Source organism: Methylobacterium sp. J-001 (genome assembly GCF_022829565.1).
Taxonomy (GTDB): domain Bacteria; phylum Pseudomonadota; class Alphaproteobacteria; order Rhizobiales; family Beijerinckiaceae; genus Methylobacterium.
Map to the genome: position 1 here is coordinate 38,208 of NZ_JAKSYN010000148.1, position 14,365 is coordinate 52,572.

Annotated in this window: 11 protein-coding genes; 5 read left to right on the forward strand and 6 right to left on the reverse strand. The window is 67.8% G+C overall.

The annotated features are described in order from the left end of the window. Positions 1-12: 12 nt before the first annotated feature. From MKK65_RS18990 to carB, 4 genes are all read right to left on the reverse strand, one after another. The gene (locus tag MKK65_RS18990; RefSeq protein WP_243959708.1) at positions 13-1,053 is read right to left on the reverse strand and encodes a mitochondrial fission ELM1 family protein; all 1,041 of its coding nucleotides are present in this window, start codon (positions 1,051-1,053) and stop codon (positions 13-15) included. 33 nt (positions 1,054-1,086) lie between these two features. Next, on the reverse strand, positions 1,087-1,590 hold the full coding sequence (locus tag MKK65_RS18995; protein ID WP_243959710.1) for a hypothetical protein: 504 nt from the start codon (positions 1,588-1,590) through the stop codon (positions 1,087-1,089). 5 nt (positions 1,591-1,595) lie between these two features. Continuing rightward, the gene (gene greA / locus MKK65_RS19000) at positions 1,596-2,072 is read right to left on the reverse strand and encodes a transcription elongation factor GreA (RefSeq protein ID WP_201025701.1); all 477 of its coding nucleotides are present in this window, start codon (positions 2,070-2,072) and stop codon (positions 1,596-1,598) included. A 90-nt stretch (positions 2,073-2,162) separates the two neighbouring features. Continuing rightward, positions 2,163-5,636 (reverse strand): carbamoyl-phosphate synthase large subunit, encoded by a 3,474-nt coding sequence (gene carB, locus MKK65_RS19005; RefSeq protein ID WP_243959712.1) that lies wholly within the window; start codon positions 5,634-5,636, stop codon positions 2,163-2,165. Between the two features lie 305 nt (positions 5,637-5,941). Here carB and MKK65_RS19010 point away from each other — a divergent pair, with 305 nt between their 5' ends. Beyond that, positions 5,942-6,376: a pseudoazurin gene (locus tag MKK65_RS19010; RefSeq protein WP_058190430.1), complete on the forward strand. Its 435-nt coding sequence runs from the start codon at positions 5,942-5,944 to the stop codon at positions 6,374-6,376. Positions 6,377-6,405: 29 nt separating this feature from the next. On the opposite strand, the gene MKK65_RS19015 is transcribed toward MKK65_RS19010, so the two are convergent. Next, a complete protein-coding gene (locus MKK65_RS19015; RefSeq protein WP_243959714.1) occupies positions 6,406-6,783 on the reverse strand; it encodes a hypothetical protein in 378 nt (125 codons plus the stop codon). A gap of 122 nt (positions 6,784-6,905) precedes the next feature. Next, entirely contained in the window at positions 6,906-8,138 is a 1,233-nt protein-coding gene (gene carA / locus MKK65_RS19020) for a glutamine-hydrolyzing carbamoyl-phosphate synthase small subunit (protein ID WP_243959716.1), read from the reverse strand. 192 nt (positions 8,139-8,330) lie between these two features. Between carA and MKK65_RS19025 the strand changes: the two genes are divergently transcribed. The 4 genes from MKK65_RS19025 (at position 8,331) to MKK65_RS19040 (ending at position 14,356) form a co-directional block, all read left to right on the forward strand. Then, positions 8,331-8,792, forward strand: a complete 462-nt coding sequence (locus MKK65_RS19025) for a GatB/YqeY domain-containing protein (RefSeq protein ID WP_243959718.1) — start codon at positions 8,331-8,333, stop codon at positions 8,790-8,792. 121 nt (positions 8,793-8,913) lie between these two features. Then, positions 8,914-10,818: a DNA primase gene (gene dnaG / locus MKK65_RS19030; RefSeq protein WP_243959720.1), complete on the forward strand. Its 1,905-nt coding sequence runs from the start codon at positions 8,914-8,916 to the stop codon at positions 10,816-10,818. Positions 10,819-11,018: 200 nt separating this feature from the next. Further along, complete coding sequence (rpoD, locus tag MKK65_RS19035; protein WP_058190435.1) at positions 11,019-13,019, forward strand: RNA polymerase sigma factor RpoD; 2,001 nt, start codon at positions 11,019-11,021, stop codon at positions 13,017-13,019. A 77-nt stretch (positions 13,020-13,096) separates the two neighbouring features. Continuing rightward, positions 13,097-14,356 (forward strand): adenylate/guanylate cyclase domain-containing protein, encoded by a 1,260-nt coding sequence (locus tag MKK65_RS19040; RefSeq protein ID WP_243959722.1) that lies wholly within the window; start codon positions 13,097-13,099, stop codon positions 14,354-14,356. Positions 14,357-14,365 lie beyond the last annotated feature (9 nt).

A 14,365-nucleotide genomic window follows, 5' to 3' on the forward strand; every position in this document is an offset into this window, starting at 1 on the left:
CCTTCAGGTCGGTCAGGCCGCGCGATGCGCGGCGTAAGCCTTGGCCAGCGCCTCGGCTATCACCGGGGTCGCGTCGATCGGCTTGTACGGCAGATCGATCAAACGACCCGTGAACGGCCGCAGCGCACCGGCGATCGCCAGACCGGCGAACATCCGCCGATGCCGGATATAGGTGCGGGGCAGGTCGAACAGCAGGACGGGGGCGCCGGTCGCCACAGCCTCGCTGACCATGTTGGCGGAATCCGAGGTCACCACGATCGCCTCGGCCAGCGCCAGCATGGCGACGTAGGGGTTGCCGCCGGTGCCATCCCAGAGGAAGCCACCGGTCTCGGCGGTCAGCGTCTTGACCGCATCGCGCAGCGGGTTGGGGGTGCGGCGGGAGATCGTCACCATCAGGCGGCAGCCCTGGTCGATCAGACCGCGCAGTTCCCCCACGAGGCGTTGCATATCGGTTTTGCGGTAGCTCAGGTGCCGGCTGTCGCCGCCGACCAGCACGGCCACCCGCGGGCCATCGAGGCTGGCGAGCCGCGGATCCGGATGGGCCCGCGCCTCAGCCAGCCGGGCGGCTGTGACGAGGTGCGGCGCCGTCAGGGTAGTGAACACGTTGGGGCCGCGCAAATCGTCGTAATCCGGCACCCAGATGAAATCAGCGCTGTCCGCACCGGTGCGCGGATCCTTGAGAAAGGCCGTGAAGGGCCGGCCGCCGGTCGCGTTCCGCAATTTTCGAAGATATGGCACTGCCCGGCGGCCCGAGGCGATCAGCAGATCCGGATAGGGTCCCGACAGGGCGCCGTTGCGGCGGCGCGGGCTCTCACGCGGATCGATCGGTCCCCAGGGGGCGATCCAGCCGAACGGGCCGGCAGCCGGGACCTGGCGGATCTCGAACGCAACACCGAGCGTCTCGGCGATGCCGACGCACTGGTTCTCGTCGCCGGCCTTGCCGTCGGTGATGATCCAGGCACGGGCCCGAGACAGGTCGGGAAGGGGCTCGCGCCGCACGGATGTCTGGGCCGCGATGGCGGGCTTCGCCTCCGGCACGTCGATGCTTCTCATCGGAAACGCCTTACACCGCAGGCCGAGCTTGGGCTAATCCCGCGGCAGGTCGCGGGCGAGCCACTGGGCGTAGATGTCGGCGATGGCCGCCAGACGGCGCGCCTCGAAGTCCGGGGCGTACCAGGCGCCCCCATAGCTCGACGGCGTCGCGGTCATCTGCGGATGACGGCCGAGCACCTGCCCGGTGCGCCCCACGAGCAACGCCTCGCCCTCCAGGTAGTCGGTCTCGAAATTGCCGCCCCGGCCGCGAAGCGCGCCGCCGCCGACATAGGGCCGCAGCGACAGCGCGGTCACGACCACCACCAGCCGCGGCCCGGCACCGCCGATCCGTCCGGCGAAAGTCCTGCGCAGGGCCGCATTCAGGTCGGCGGCGAGCGCATCGGCCTGGAGGCCGGCGCCCTTGTCCCGGAGCGGCCGCACGTCGACGCGGATGTCGGAGAAGATCGCCGTCGGCGGAAAATCGCCTGCCGCCATCGCGGATGAGAGCCTGCACAGCAGGAAAAGGCCGGCGAGCCAGCCGCGGCTCAGCGCGATCATCGCGCTCAACCGCCGTACTGGACGCCGACGACCTCGTAGGACTTGCCGCCGCCGGGCGTCGTCACCTCGACGGTGTCGCCGACACCCTTGCCGATGAGCGCGCGGGCGATCGGCGACGTGATCGAGACGCGCCCGGCATGCACGTCCGCCTCGGGCTCGCCGACGATCTGGTAAGTCTTCTCTTCCTCGGTGTCCTCGTCCACGAGCTTCACGGTGGCGCCGAACTTGATCTTGTTGCCCGAGAGCTTCGACACGTCGATGATCTCGGCGCGCGCGATCATGCTCTCGAGCTCCATCACGCGTCCCTCGTTGTGGGACTGCGCCTCCTTGGCGGCGTGATACTCGGCGTTCTCGGACAGGTCTCCGTGCGCGCGGGCCTCAGCGATCGCCGCGACGATGCGCTGACGCTCGACCTGCTGGCGGTGCTTCAGCTCCTCCTCGAGAGCCGCAAAACCGCGTACCGTGATCGGAACCTTGTCTATCGTCATCGTCTCGCGCCACAATGAAGAGGCCCGGCCGAGAGTGTAGCACTCTCCCCGGGCCACGAAGTTAAGTCAGCGGGACCCTGAGGCTCAGGCCGCGAAGTATTCTTGCAAGGCACGAACCTGGAGATCGCCTTCTAGATAGGCCTTGATCCCTTCGGCCGCCGCCATCGCGCCGGCTAGAGTGGTGTAATACGGCACCTTATGCAAGAGGGCCGCACGCCGGAGCGAGCGCGAGTCCGAGAGTGCGCCAGCCCCCTCCGTGGTGTTCAGCACGAGCTGGATGTCGCCGTTCTTGATCGAGTCGACCACATGCGGCCGGCCCTCGAGAACCTTGTTCACACGCTCGGCCGGCACGCTGTTCTCGACCAGAAATTTCTGGGTCCCGCCGGTGGCGAGGATCGAGAAGCCGAGATCGGACAGAAGTTTCACGCTCGGCAGGATCCGCGCCTTATCGGCGTCGCGCACCGAGACGAACACGGTGCCGGAACGCGGGACCTGCGTACCCGAGCCGAGCTGGCTCTTGGCGAAGGCCACGCCGAAGCTGGCATCGAGCCCGATCACCTCGCCGGTGGAGCGCATCTCCGGCCCGAGCAGGACGTCGACGCCGGGGAAGCGGGCGAACGGGAACACCGCCTCCTTGACGGCGATATGGGCCAGCTCCTTGCGCTTCAGGCCGAAGGTCGCGAGCTTCTCGCCGGCCATGACCCGGGCGGCGATCTTGGCGATCGGCTCACCGATCACCTTGGCGACGAACGGCACGGTCCGGGAGGCGCGCGGGTTCACCTCCAGCACGTAGATGTCGCCGTCCTTGATCGCGTACTGGACGTTCATCAGGCCGCCGACCTTGAGCGCCAGCGCCATCGCGGTGGTCTGCCGCTCCAGCTCGGCAATGGTCTCAGGTGAGAGTGAACGCGGCGGCAGGGAGCAGGCGGAATCACCGGAATGGATCCCGGCCTCCTCGATGTGCTCCATGATGCCGGCGATGAACACGTCCTGCCCGTCGCAGACCGCATCTACGTCGATCTCCACCGCGTCCGACAGGTAACGGTCGAACAGCAGCGGGTTCTTGCCCAGCACCGTGTTGATCTGCCCGGTCTTGTCGTTCGGGTAGCGGGCCACGACGTCGGACGGGATCAGGCTCGGGAGCGTGCCGAGCAGGTAGTCGGCGAACTGGCTCTCGTCGCGGATGATCGCCATCGCTCGACCGCCCAGCACGTAGCTCGGGCGCACCACGAAGGGCAGGCCGAGCTCGGAGGCGATGAGCCGGCTCTGCTCGACCGAATAGGCGATGCCGTTCTTCGGCTGCTTCATCCCGAGCTTGTCGAGGAGCCGCTTGAACTGGTCGCGGTCCTCGGCGAGGTCGATCGCGTCCGGGGAGGTGCCCAGGATCGGCACGCCGGCCGCTTCGAGGGCGCGGGCGAGCTTCAGCGGGGTCTGGCCGCCGAACTGAACGATCACCCCGTGCAGGGTGCCGTCCTGCCGCTCGGTCTCGATGATCTCCAGCACGTCCTCGGCGGTCAGCGGCTCGAAATAAAGGCGGTCCGAGGTGTCATAGTCGGTCGAGACCGTCTCCGGATTGCAGTTGACCATGATGGTCTCGTAGCCGGCAGCCGACAATGCGTAGCAGGCGTGGCAGCAGCAATAGTCGAACTCGATGCCCTGGCCGATCCGATTCGGGCCGCCGCCCAGGATGATGATTTTTTTGGCGTCCGTGGGCTGTGCCTCGTCGACGACAGTGCCGGCGAACGGGGCCACGTACGTCGAGTACATGTAGGCGGTCGGTGCCTTGAACTCGGCCGCGCAGGTGTCGATGCGCTTGAACACGGGGCGCACGCCGAGCGAGCGGCGCAGGGCACGCACGTCCGCCTCCTCGGTCTTCGCCAACACGGCCAGGCGCGCATCGGAAAAACCGGCGGCCTTGAGCTGGCGGAACGCCCCGGTGGTGCCGGGCAGGCCGTGCGCCTTCACCCGGTTCTCCAGGTCCACGATCGCCTGGATCTGCTCCAGGAACCACGGATCGACCTTGCAGGAGGCGTGGACCTCCGCGTGGCTGACGCCCAGCCGCAGGGCCTGGGCGATCTTGAGGAGCCGGTCCGGCGTCGGCACGCCAAGCGCCGCCTTGATGGCGTTGTGGTCGTCGCCGCGGCCCAGGCCCTCGATCTCGATCTCGTCGAGGCCGGTCAGCCCGGTCTCCAGCGAGCGCAGGGCCTTCTGCAGCGATTCCGCGAAGCAGCGGCCGATCGCCATCGCCTCGCCCACCGACTTCATCGCGGTGGTCAGCGTCGGCTCGGCGCCGGGGAACTTCTCGAAGGCAAAGCGCGGAATCTTGGTGACGACGTAGTCGATCGTCGGCTCGAACGAGGCGGGAGTCGCGCCGCCGGTGATGTCGTTGGCGATCTCGTCCAGGGTGTAGCCCACTGCGAGCTTCGCCGCGACCTTGGCGATCGGGAAACCGGTGGCCTTGGAGGCCAACGCCGAGGAGCGCGAGACGCGCGGGTTCATCTCGATCACGATCATCCGCCCGTTCTCGGGGTTGATCGCGAATTGCACGTTGGAGCCGCCGGTCTCGACGCCGATCTCGCGCAGCACCGCCAGGGATGCGTCGCGCATCACCTGGTATTCCTTGTCGGTGAGCGTCAGGGCCGGCGCGACGGTGATCGAGTCGCCGGTATGCACGCCCATCGGATCGATGTTCTCGATGGAGCAGACGATGATGCAATTGTCCGCCTTATCACGGACGACCTCCATCTCGTATTCCTTCCAGCCGAGGACGCTCTCCTCGATCAGGACCTCGTTGGTCGGAGAGGCGTCGATGCCACGCTCGACGATGTCGAGGAATTCCTCGCGGTTGTAGGCGATGCCGCCGCCGGTGCCGCCCATGGTGAAGGACGGGCGGATGATCGCCGGCAGGCCGACCTCGGCCAGCGCGATCAGGGCCTGCCCGAGGGCGTGCTCGCCGTAGCGCTTGCGCCGCTCGGACTCCCCGGACTGCCACTTGCGCTCGAAGGCGGCGACCGCCGCGGCGCGCGCCTGCGGGTCGGGGTTGGCGACCTCGATCTTGGCGATCTCGGCGAGGTACTTCTCCCGATCGGCCTTCTTGGCCGCGGAGGCGTTGGCGAGGGCCGATTTCGGGGTGTCGAGCCCGATCTTGGTCATGGCGTCCCGGAACAGGCTCCGGTCCTCGGCCTTGTCGATCGCCTCGGCGGTAGCGCCGATCATCTGCACGCCGTACTTGGCGAGCACGCCCATCTTCTGCAGCGACAGGGCACAGTTCAGCGCCGTCTGGCCGCCCATCGTCGGCAGGATCGCGTCCGGGCGCTCCTTCTCGATGATCTTGGCGACGATCTCCGGGGTGATCGGCTCGACATAGGTCGCGTCCGCCATGTCCGGGTCGGTCATGATCGTCGCCGGGTTCGAGTTCACCAGGACGATCCGGTAGCCCTCCTCGCGAAGCGCCTTGCAGGCCTGCGTCCCGGAATAATCGAACTCGCAGGCTTGCCCGATAATGATCGGCCCCGCACCGACGATGAGGATCGAGGAGATATCGGTGCGCTTGGGCATCTGCGGCCTTTTCAGGCCAAGCGCGCCCGGTCGGGCACGGCTCGGATCGGCCCTGCTCCCGGACGCGCGTGGCGGGATTGTCGTTGAACGCCGCGTTTACACGGGGGATCGGCGCATTGGAAGGCCGTGCCCGACCGCCGGTTGCGCCGGGCATCGCGGACGCGCCAGCCGGCCCGGCCCAAGTTTCAAATAATTCTCAAGTATTGACCCGAGCCCGAATGGCATTGCCGAGTCTCGGCCGGAACCATAAAGCTCGTCCGATCGACGGGTCCGTCGATTATAACGATACCAATTCGAGATAGACGATGATCAGGGAAACGTTCGGCGCGGCAATGCTTCTGTTCGGCGCAACCGCAGGGGCGCAGGCCACGGAAGTCTCCATCAAGACGCTCAACAGCGGCCCAGGCGGCATGATGGTCTTTGATCCGGCTTTCGTGAAGATCCAGCCCGGGGATACAGTCCGGTTCGTGCCGACGGACAAAGGCCACAACGCCGAGCTCATCAAGGGCATGGCGCCGGAGGGCGCACCGACCTTCAAGACCGTGGTCAGCAGGGAGGAGACCGTGACCTTCGACAAGCCCGGCCTGTACGGCTTCAAGTGCTCGCCGCACTACATCATGGGGATGGTCGGCCTGATCGAGGTCGGCGATAAGCCGGAGAATCTGGAAGCCGCCAAGGCGGTCCAGCACGGCAAGCTGGCCGCCAAGCGCTTCGAGCCGCTGTTCGCAAACGTGCAGTAGGGTCGGCGGGGGCGGCCCGCCGCCCCCGCTCAGAAGCTGGCGTGGAGCGCGGCGAGCGCCCGGTCGATGGACAGATAAAAAATCCCGAAGGCGACGACGGCCGCCGCGGCGAATTCCAGCGCGACGTTCGAGAGCGTCTGCGCCCGGCGCAGCATCTCGCGGCCAAAATACAGGGACACCCAGGCGAGCACGAGTACCGCCGGCATGGCGAACAGGTAGGAGACCGTGCTCTCGACCCGGTCGAGGCCCGCCGCCGGATCGATCAGTGCCCGGATGTTGCGCACCCACGGCGCGTAGACCGCAGCGTAGAGGGCCGTGGCCCAGGCGAGGCCGGACGCGATACCAAGATGGACCATGAAGGTGCGGTGCAGGCGGGAGAAGTCGTCGCGTGCCTCGTCGATGGTCATCCGGCAATCCCCTCGGACGGAACCGCCATGCGCGGTCCGTCGATGGGCCGATAAGGCCGCCGGAATTCGCGGATTTTGTGACCTCGGCGCGGCCTGAATGGGACCGCGCCGATCGTTGCCCGTCAGGCGTCGGCGGCCTTCTCCGGCTCGCCGGAGCGCATCAGCGTGACGAAGCGTTCGAACAGGTAGTGGCTGTCGCGCGGGCCCGGGGAGGCCTCCGGGTGGTGCTGCACCGAGAAGGCCGGACGGTCGGTGAGGGTGAGGCCGCAATTTGAGCCGTCGAACAGGGAGACGTGGGTCTCCACCGCGCTCGCCGGCAGGCTCGCGGGATCCACCGCGAAGCCGTGGTTCATCGACACGATCTCGACCTTGCCGGTGGTCTTGTCCTTCACCGGGTGATTCGCCCCGTGATGGCCCTGGCCCATCTTCACGGTCCGGCCGCCGAGCGCGAGGCCCATGAGCTGGTGCCCAAGGCAGATGCCGAAGGTCGGCATTTTCTCGTCGAGCAGCTTGCGGATCACAGGCACGGCATAGGCGCCGGTCGCGGCCGGGTCGCCGGGGCCATTGGACAGGAACACGCCGTCGGGCTTCAGCGCCAGGATGTCCTCCGCGCTGGTGGTGGCCGGCACCACGGTGACGTCGCAGCCGGCCTGGGCCAGCAGCCGCAGGATGTTGCGCTTCACGCCATAATCGATCGCCACGACCTTCAAGCCCTGGCCGGGCGCACGCGCGCCGTAGCCTTCGCCGAGCGCCCAGATGGTCTCCGACCAATCCGAGTTCGCGCGGCTGGTCACCGGCGGCACGAGGTCAAGGCCCTCCATGGGGGCCAGGGCCGCGGCACGCGCCTTCAGAGCCTCGCGGTCGAAACGGCCCTCGGGATCGTTGGCGATCACGGCGTTGGGCATGCCGTGGTCGCGGATACGGGCGGTCAGCGCCCGGGTGTCGATTCCGGTGATGCCGACGATCCCGCGGGCGTCGAGCCAACCGTCGAGATGCGACGAGGAGCGCCAGCTCGACGGCTTGGTGACCGCCGAGGCGATCACGGTCCCGCGCACGCCGGAGGCCGGCGCCGCCTCAAGGCTCTCCAGATCCTCGTCGTTGGTGCCGACATTGCCGATATGCGGGAAAGTGAAGGTGACGATCTGCCCGGCATAGGACGGGTCGGTCAGGATCTCCTGGTAGCCGGTCATCGCCGTGTTGAAGCAGACCTCGCCGTCGGCGATGCCGGTCCGGCCGATGCCGAAGCCCTCCAGGATGGTCCCGTCCGCCAGCACCAGCAGGGCCGTCGCCACGGGTTCGGCCCAGGGCTCCGGGGCAGCGGGTTTGGAGGCCTGCGCGGCGGCGTCTTGCAGCATCGGGTCGGTCTCGCTTATGTCCGGCCGAAGGCAGGCACCGCGTTGCGGCGCGCTCGGCTGGCGGCATGATCGTGTGCGGCGCTCTTAACGAGCGGCCCGCGATGGGGTCAATGTGGCCCTGTAGCTGAAGCCGCTCAACACCCGCAAAGTGCAGGCCAGCCCCCCGTTTCTCCCGTCGGAAGGTTTATCGAGATGCTGCGCGCCCGCCTCACCACCGAGATGAAGGAGGCCATGAAGGCCGGCGACAAGGACAAGCTCGCCACCGTGCGGATGATCCAGGCCGCCCTCAAGGACAAGGATATCGAGGCGCGCGGCCTCGGCAAGGAGCCGGCCTCCGACGAGGAGATCCTGTCGCTGCTCCAGAAGATGATCAAGCAGCGGACCGAATCCGCGTCCGTCTACGACCAGGGCGGCCGCCCGGAACTCGCCGCCAACGAGCGCGCCGAGATCGCGATCATCGAGGCGTTCCTGCCCAAGCAGATGGACGAGGCGGAGATGCGGGCGGCGGTCGACGCCGCGATTCTCGAGACCGGCGCTGCGGGCCAGAAGGACATGGGCCGGGTCATCGCCGCCCTGAAGGGCACCTTCGCGGGGCGGATGGATTTCGGCAAGGCGAGCGGGTTGGTGAAGGCTGCGCTGGCAGCGAAGGGCTGAGGTTCGGCCCCCCAACGCTCCCCGCAATCCCCCGCCTGATCGAAGCTTCGATCGACCGGGCGGGACTCGACCCGCCCCGGCGCGCTATATCCGGCGGTCAGGCAGTCGATCCGCAGGCCCCGTGCGCTATCCGCCCCACATCCTTGAAGAGATCCGAGCCCGGCTGCCGGCCTCCTCCGTGGTCGGGCGGCGGGTGCAATTGAAGAAGGCCGGGCGCGAATGGCGCGGCCTGTCGCCGTTCAACGCCGAGAAGACACCGTCCTTCTACGTGAACGACCAGAAGCAGTTCTATCACTGCTTCTCCTCCTCCAAGCACGGCGACATCTTCACCTTCCTCATGGAGACGGAGGGCCTGAGCTTCCCCGAGGCGGTGGAGCGGCTCGCGAGCGAGGCCGGCGTCAGCCTGCCGGCGCCGACGGAAGACACCCGCGTCGCCGAGAAGCAGCGCGCCGGGGCGATCGAGGTCATGGAGATGACCGCCCGGTGGTTCGAGGAGCGGCTGCGCGCGGGGCAGGGGAGCGAGGCCCGGGCCTATCTCGAGCGCCGGGCCCTCAGGGAGGAGACGCAGCGCGCCTTCCGGCTCGGCTACGCGCCGAACGAACGCTACGCCCTGCGCGACCACCTCGCCGGGCAGGGGGTCGACAAGGGTCTGATGGTCGAGCTCGGCCTCCTCGCCGGCGGCGAGGATGTCTCAGTCCCGTACGATTATTTCCGCGACCGCGTGATGTTTCCGATCACCGACACCCGCGGCCGGGTCGTCGCCTTCGGGGGGCGGGCGCTCTCCAAGGAGGTGCGCGCCAAGTATCTGAACTCGCCGGAGACGCCGCTCTTCCACAAGGGCCGGACGCTCTACAACCTCCACGGCGCCCGCAAGGCGGCGCACGAGCGCAGCTCGATCATCGCGGTCGAGGGCTATGTCGACGTCATTGCGATGACGCTGGCAGGCCATCCCGAGACGGTGGCGCCGCTGGGCACTGCGCTCACCGAGGAGCAACTGGCCCTGCTGTGGCGCCACGCCGACGAGCCGATCCTGTGCTTCGACGGCGACAAGGCCGGCCAGCGGGCGGCCTTCCGGGCCCTCGACATCGCCCTGCCGGCCCTGGAGCCCGGCCGTTCGCTGCGGATTGCCCTGCTGCCGGGCGGTCAGGATCCGGACGATCTGCTGCGTTCGGGTGGTCCGGGCGCCATCGACCAAGTGCTGCAGGCCGCTCTGCCCCTGTCCGAACTGCTCTGGCGCCGGGCGCTCGAATCCGGGCCGGCCGACACGCCCGAGCGGCGGGCGGGCCTCACCCAGACGTTGCGCGCCACCGTCGCCACCATCCGTGACGAGACGGTCAAGCGCTACTACCGGGACGACATCGAGGAGCGGCTGCGCAGCCTGTCGCCGCGCAGCGCGCGTTCCGCCGGACCTGGGCCCGGGCCGAGAGGGCAGGGGCAAGGCCGGCGGTTCGTTCGTCCGGGCGAGCCGGTCTCACCGCGCATCACCGGCAGCCCCAGCGCCTCGATGACCGCTTCGGCGGGCTTCTCCGGCGCGGCGCCCGTGCGCGAGGCGGTGATCGCAGGCACGCTGCTGGTCCACCCGGAAATGCTCACCGAATTCGGCGACGAGGTCTCGGAACTCGACTTCGAGGATCCCGACTCCCGGGCTCTTCTGTCGGTCCTGGTCGCATCTGCCGCAGAGGACGGGCAAACGAATGCCGACCTGTTGCAAAGCCGCATCACACGGGCAGGTCTCGCAGAGGCGGCGGAGCGGATTCTCGCGCTCGCCCGCTCCCGCGACCGGATTACATTGTCTCCGCACGCCGATCCGCAGCAGCGCGGGGACGCTCTACGACAGGCGATGATCTTGCACCGGCAGGCAGGAGCGCTACATAGCGAACTTCGCGAAGCACGGCAGGCGTTTGAGGACGATCCGACCGATGCCGGGTGGGCATGGCTCTGCGAAGTCAAGGCGAGGCTTGAGACCGTCCTCGCCGCCGAGGCTGAAGCCGACAAGCCGGTGTCGAACGACTCGACCGCCGCATGACGGCCGTGCGATGGCGGTGGCGGCGGGCACAACCCTGCCATAGTTAACAATCGGTCAAGCCTCGGGCTTGCATACGGAACCCGACGACTCAAGGCCTCCGGAGCAATCCGGGGCCACTCGCAAGTATCGCGGCGCCGACGGCGTGGAGCGGCCTTCTTCAGGCCTCCGCAGCGCACCGCACCCGAAACAATAGGCTGATCATGGCGACGAAGGCAACGGAACGGGACGAGACGGACGCTGCCCCCGAGCAGCAGACCGACGGGCCGCTCCTCGACCTGACGGATGCTTCGGTCAAGCGGATGGTCAAGCTCGCCAAGAAGCGCGGCTACGTGACCTACGAAGAGGTCAACGAGGTTCTCCCCGAGGGCCAGTCCGATCCCGACCAGCTCGAGGACGTGCTGTCGCAGCTGTCCGAGATGGGCATCAACGTGGTCGAGGCCGAGGAGACCGACGAGGCGGCCGCCACCGAGAAGACCGCGAACGGGGCCGACAGCGAAGAAGAAGAATCCGAGGGCGGTGAGGTTGCCGAGGTCGCGCCGACTCGCGCCGTGGCCGTCACCACGACCACCAAGGAGCCGACCGACCGCACCGACGATCCGGTGCGGATGTACCTGCGCGAGATGGGTTCGGTCGAGCTGCTGTCCCGCGAAGGCGAGATCGCGATCGCCAAGCGCATCGAGGCCGGCCGCGAGGCGATGATTGCGGGCCTCTGCGAGAGCCCGCTGACCTTCCAGGCGATCATCATCTGGCGCGACGAGCTCGTCGAGGGCAAGGTCCTCCTGCGCGACATCATCGATCTCGAAGCGACCTATGCCGGTCCCGACGGGAAGAACGCGCCACAGATCGCCGAGGGCGAAGGCGAGGACGGTGCCGACGAGGCCGAGCCGCCGGCACCCCCGGAGGGTGGCGACGACGAGGACGATCTCGAGAACAACGTGTCCCTCGCTGCGATGGAAGCGGAGATCAAGCCGCGGGTCCTCGAGACCTTCGACGCGATCGCCGCGAACTACCGCAAGTTGCGCAAGTTCCAGACCGAGGGCGCCGAGCGCAAGGCCGCGGGCGAGAAGAACAGCCCGGCCCAGAATCAGAAGCAGATCGAGCTGAAGGACAGCGTCGTCGCCGACGTGAAGTCGCTGTCGCTCAACAACAACCGCATCGAAGCGCTGGTCGGCCAGCTCTACTCGATCAACAAGCAGCTGATCGGCCACGAGGGCCGGCTGATGCGCTATGCCGAGAGCCACGGCGTGGCCCGGGACGAGTTCCTGCGCCACTACCAGGGCTACGAGCTCGACCCGAACTGGATGGAGCGTGTCGGCACCCTGGGCGGCAAGGGCTGGAAGAATCTGGTCGAGCGCGGCTCGAAGCAGGTGACCGAGCTGCGCGCCCAGATCCTCGATCTCGCCTCCGAAACCGGCCTTGAGATCGGCGAGTACCGCCGCATCGTCAACATGGTCCAGAAGGGCGAGCGCGAGGCCCGGCAGGCCAAGAAGGAGATGATCGAGGCCAACCTGCGCCTCGTGATCTCGATCGCCAAGAAGTACACGAATCGTGGTCTTCAGTTCCTGGACCTGATCCAGGAGGGCAACATCGGCCTGATGAAGGCGGTGGACAAGTTCGAGTACCGCCGCGGCTACAAGTTCTCGACCTACGCCACCTGGTGGATCCGGCAGGCGATCACCCGATCGATCGCCGACCAGGCCCGGACCATCCGCATCCCGGTGCACATGATCGAGACGATCAACAAGATCGTCCGGACCTCGCGCCAGATGCTGCACGAGATCGGCCGCGAGCCGACCCCTGAGGAGCTGGCCGAGAAGCTGGCCATGCCCCTGGAGAAGGTGCGGAAGGTCCTGAAGATCGCCAAGGAGCCGATCTCCCTCGAGACGCCGATCGGCGACGAGGAAGACAGCCACCTGGGCGACTTCATCGAGGACAAGAACGTCGTCCTGCCGATCGACGCGGCGATCCAGTCGAACCTCCGCGAGACCACGACCCGGGTCCTGGCGTCGTTGACCCCGCGCGAGGAACGCGTGCTGCGCATGCGCTTCGGCATCGGCATGAACACCGACCACACTCTCGAAGAGGTCGGCCAGCAATTCTCGGTCACCCGCGAGCGCATCCGGCAGATCGAGGCCAAGGCCCTGCGCAAGCTGAAGCACCCCTCGCGCAGCCGGAAGCTCCGGAGCTTCCTGGACAACTGAGCCCCCGTCGCGGCCTACCGCGGCGCCTCTCCTCCGACCGCGTTGCCAGGCGGCTGCGCGGTCCCCACCTTGGCGCCATGCTCGAACGCCGCCCGCCAACGCCCGGATTGCCGACGGCCTTCGCGGACGGGTCGGAAGCCGATGACGTGCCCTTCGGCGCGCTCCAGCCGTCGGTGGGCATCCGTGATTGGTTGCTCGGTGAGGGTGCCCGGCTGCAGAAGGCCGAGGACATGCTCTCCGGCCTCGCGGAGCGCCTGATCGCGGTCGGCGTGCCAGTGGATCGGGCCTCCACGGCGATCGACACCCTGCACTCGGAATATGCCGGCGTCGGGCGGGTCTGGACCCGGGACGGCGGCACCAGCGTGCGCCTGTTCCCGCACGGGGGCCGATCGCGGGAGGCCTATCTCAACAGTCCGTTCCACACGGTCCACGAGACCGGCGAATGGCTGATCCTCGACATCTCCGAGACCCCGGACGATGCCTACGCGATCATCCCCGACCTGAAGGCCGGCGGCTACACCCACTACGTCGTTGCGCCGCTGTTCTTCACCAACGGCACCAAGAACGGCATCACCTTCGCCACCCGGGCCCCGGAGGGCTTTCGCGATGAGGACATCGCAATCCTGCGCTTTGTCATGCCCGCGCTCGCCGCCGTCGTGGAGATGCGCGTCCTCAACAAGCAGCTCGATCACGTGCTGAGGCTCTATGTCGGCGACGAGCCGCACCGGGCGATCCTGGCGGGCGACATCCGTCGCGGGCAGGTGACGCGGATCCGGTCGGCGATCCTGTTCGCAGACATGCGCGACTACACCCGCACCTCCGCCGACATGACCCCCGAGGAGGCGGTCGGGCTGCTCAACGTCTTCTTCGATTGCCTGGTGCCACCGATCGAGCGCGAAGGTGGCGAAGTCCTGAAATATCTGGGCGATGGCTTGCTGGCGATCTTTCGAGAATCCGGTGACGATCTCGGGGGGGCAGCCAAGGGCGCACTTACCGCCGCCCAGCACGCGCTCGCGGCCCTCGACGAGGCCAATGCCCTGCATCAGTTCTCCGTACCGGTTGCGGCCGGAATCGCGCTCCATCACGGCGAAGCCGCCTACGGCAATGTCGGCTCGGGCTCCCGGCTGGATTTCACAGTCATCGGCCGAGACGTGAACCTCGCCAGTCGGCTCGCCCGACTGAACCGCCTGCTCGGCGAGCCGCTGCTGATGTCGAAGCCCTTCGTTGATTTTCTCTGGGGGGATCCGATTCCGCTCGGCGAGCATGTTCTCGACGGTTTCCGCGAGCCCATGGCGGTGTTCCGGCCGAAATTTCTGCGCCCGCGCAAACCGAGTTGACCGTCTCGC

Bases quoted from the DNA above. Each gene is read 5' to 3' on its own strand.
- MKK65_RS18990 (WP_243959708.1), bottom strand. From the start codon at position 1,053: ATGAGAAGCATCGACGTGCCGGAGGCGAAGCCCGCCATCGCGGCCCAG.
- MKK65_RS18995 (WP_243959710.1), bottom strand. From the start codon at position 1,590: ATGATCGCGCTGAGCCGCGGCTGGCTCGCCGGCCTTTTCCTGCTGTGC.
- carB (WP_243959712.1), bottom strand. From the start codon at position 5,636: ATGCCCAAGCGCACCGATATCTCCTCGATCCTCATCGTCGGTGCGGGG.
- MKK65_RS19010 (WP_058190430.1), top strand. From the start codon at position 5,942: ATGATCAGGGAAACGTTCGGCGCGGCAATGCTTCTGTTCGGCGCAACC.
- MKK65_RS19015 (WP_243959714.1), bottom strand. From the start codon at position 6,783: ATGACCATCGACGAGGCACGCGACGACTTCTCCCGCCTGCACCGCACC.
- carA (WP_243959716.1), bottom strand. From the start codon at position 8,138: ATGCTGCAAGACGCCGCCGCGCAGGCCTCCAAACCCGCTGCCCCGGAG.
- MKK65_RS19025 (WP_243959718.1), top strand. From the start codon at position 8,331: ATGCTGCGCGCCCGCCTCACCACCGAGATGAAGGAGGCCATGAAGGCC.
- rpoD (WP_058190435.1), top strand. From the start codon at position 11,019: ATGGCGACGAAGGCAACGGAACGGGACGAGACGGACGCTGCCCCCGAG.
- MKK65_RS19040 (WP_243959722.1), top strand. From the start codon at position 13,097: ATGCTCGAACGCCGCCCGCCAACGCCCGGATTGCCGACGGCCTTCGCG.